We start from the raw sequence: 2,228 nt of genomic DNA on the forward strand, positions 1-2,228 counted from the left end.
AGCGTCAGCAGCCACCCGCCAGCCACGCGCAACCCCAAGCGGCGACGCGGCGAAGGCTTGCTACGCAGCAGTTCGCCATGGTGACGGTCGGTAGACAGGCACAGTGCGGTAAACCCGACGTAGCACATCAGCCATGCAAGCAACATTCAGTGCGCCTCCGATTTGAGATTGAGCGGGCGTGCCCTTTCGACCTTGGGTTGGGGCGCCGTGCGACGGTGCATTTTCCAGGCGGCCCAGGCGAGAAACACACCGCTGCCCAGGCACGTCAGGTCGAAGCCGGCCATGGCCCAGTCGCCCGTCGCCAGCGACACGCCCAGGTGGTTCGAGGTGGTCAGCGCGTTGAGCAGAGGGATCGCGCTAAACAACAGTGCACCAACGCTCAGTTGCTCGACCCAGGCCAGGCGCCCTCGACGCAGCACGGCGTGCAACAGGCTCAGGCCCCAGACGATAAAGAAGACCTGTACTTCCCAGTCGGAACGCTCGGCAACGCTCACCGGCAGCAAACGGTTGGCCCAGAAGAACGCCGCGATGGCGAGCAACAACCCGGACATGCTGGCGATATTCAGCACTTGCACCAGGCGCAGCTCAAACGGCATGCCCCCGGTTTTGGCGTGCTTGAGCTGGCGCTTGCCGAGCCAGATCACCAGCCCGGTGCCGATCATCGCCGTGCCCGCCAGCCCGCAGATAAAGTACAGCCAGCGCAACACCGGACCGGCGAAATGGCCCATGTGCAGGCCATAAAAACTGCCGCCGATCGCCGCCGGCAGCGATTGCTCGGCGCTGACCCGCAGCAGTTCGCCGGTGCTGCCGTTGAACGACACGGTGCTGCCGAAATCATGCACCACGCGGTCGGCGCCGGCGCGGAACACATTGACCGAGGCGTTCACGTCACTTGGGTTATTCACCGCCAGCCGCCCCACATGCCCACCCGCCCACTGCGCCCGCGCCTGCTCGTACATCGGCAGCAACGGCAACAAGGTGCCGGGCTGGCCGAGCGCCGGTGCGTTGTCGGTGGAGGGGAACACATCGTTGAAGAAGGCCCGGCTGTCGTTGCCGTAAGAGGCCACGATGGGGGCCGGCATGACCAAGCTCATGAAGATCACCAGGCTGCTGTAGGTGATCATCAAATGAAACGGCAGCACCAGTACGCCCACTGCGTTATGCCCGTCAAGCCAGGAGCGCTGACCCTTGCGAGGGCGGAAGGTGAAGAAGTCCTTGAAGATTTTTTTGTGGGTGATGATGCCGGTGATCAATGCGACAAACATCACCATCGCGGCAAGGGTGGATAACCAGCGGCCCCAGGGATGCGGCATTTGCAACTGGAAGTGGAAGCGATAGAAGAACTCGCCGCCCTTGCTTTCACGGACCTGCACGGCTTGGCCGCTGACCGGGTCGAGGACTTTCTGGATGAAGTCGCCGCGCTTGCCGGGGTCGACCTTGTCTTGCCACATCACCGACAAGCCAGGGTCGCGGCTGTCCGGCAAGGTGATAAACCAGCGCGCGGCGTTGGGCGCATGCTGTTGCAAGTAGGCTTGGGCCACCGCGAGGCTGCGCCCATCGTCCAGCGGGTGGGCCTGCACTTCGGGCTGGGTCCAATGGCTGATTTCATCTTTGAAATACGACAAGGTGCCCGTCAGAAAAATCGCAAACAGCAGCCAGCCAAAGATCAGTCCGGCCCAGGTGTGCAACCAGGCCATCGCCTGGCGAAAACCTTCTTTCATGTGCGTGCCATCCATACACCCACACCCGCCAGGGTCGCGAACAACGCGCTCGGCAACATCACGCCACACCACGCACGCCAAGCCGTGCGGCAGGCAAAGCACCACAGCACCGCCAACAGGTAGAACACAAACGAACTCATCATCCCGGTGATCACCGCATCGGCGCGGGACGTGGGCAGCCACAGCGCCAGGCAGATGGCGGCCAGGGACGCCATCAGATAGCCGCCGAGCACAGCGGCCAATGCGCGTGATGTGACAGCGAGGCGGTAAGCGGCGGGAAGCGAGGTTTTGCTTTTCATGCAGGAAGCGCCAGGTTCATCAGAGCGCAATATTAATGATAAATATTCTCATAAGCAAAAGAGAACGGATGAATCACCTGCCTGAAGGCAAAACCTAACTGCCCGCCAGGCAACTCGGGGTGCCCGCGACCAAGGCGTCGATGGCGCAGCGCGTCCTGGCCGGCATGTGCGCCGCCGTGGGCCAGATCACATGGATCGGCGCGGGTTG

General features: G+C 62.6%; 3 protein-coding genes and 1 pseudogene. All 4 read right to left on the minus strand.

The features are described 5' to 3' along the window. Positions 1-146, minus strand: a 146-nt coding sequence (locus L9Z73_RS29465) for a DUF3325 domain-containing protein (RefSeq protein ID WP_247408409.1), incomplete at its 3' end; no start/stop codon positions are given. Continuing rightward, positions 147-1,721 carry a PepSY domain-containing protein gene (locus L9Z73_RS29470; protein WP_247408407.1) on the minus strand — a complete coding sequence of 525 codons (1,575 nt, stop codon included), beginning with the start codon at positions 1,719-1,721 and terminating at the stop codon, positions 147-149. Continuing rightward, the gene (locus L9Z73_RS29475) at positions 1,718-2,020 is read right to left on the minus strand and encodes a DUF3649 domain-containing protein (RefSeq protein WP_247408408.1); all 303 of its coding nucleotides are present in this window, start codon (positions 2,018-2,020) and stop codon (positions 1,718-1,720) included. The genes L9Z73_RS29470 and L9Z73_RS29475 overlap by 4 nt, the downstream gene beginning before the upstream one ends. Before the next feature lie 94 nt (positions 2,021-2,114). Then, a pseudogene (locus L9Z73_RS29480) lies at positions 2,115-2,228 on the minus strand (LysR family transcriptional regulator); the annotation flags it as partial.

It is taken from the genome of Pseudomonas emilianonis (assembly GCF_023072625.1).
GTDB lineage: Bacteria > Pseudomonadota > Gammaproteobacteria > Pseudomonadales > Pseudomonadaceae > Aquipseudomonas > Aquipseudomonas paraveronii.

Excerpts from the sequence above, each read along its gene's own strand:
- L9Z73_RS29470 (WP_247408407.1), bottom strand. The coding sequence starts at position 1,721 with ATGAAAGAAGGTTTTCGCCAGGCGATGGCCTGGTTGCACACCTGGGCC.
- L9Z73_RS29475 (WP_247408408.1), bottom strand. The coding sequence starts at position 2,020 with ATGAAAAGCAAAACCTCGCTTCCCGCCGCTTACCGCCTCGCTGTCACA.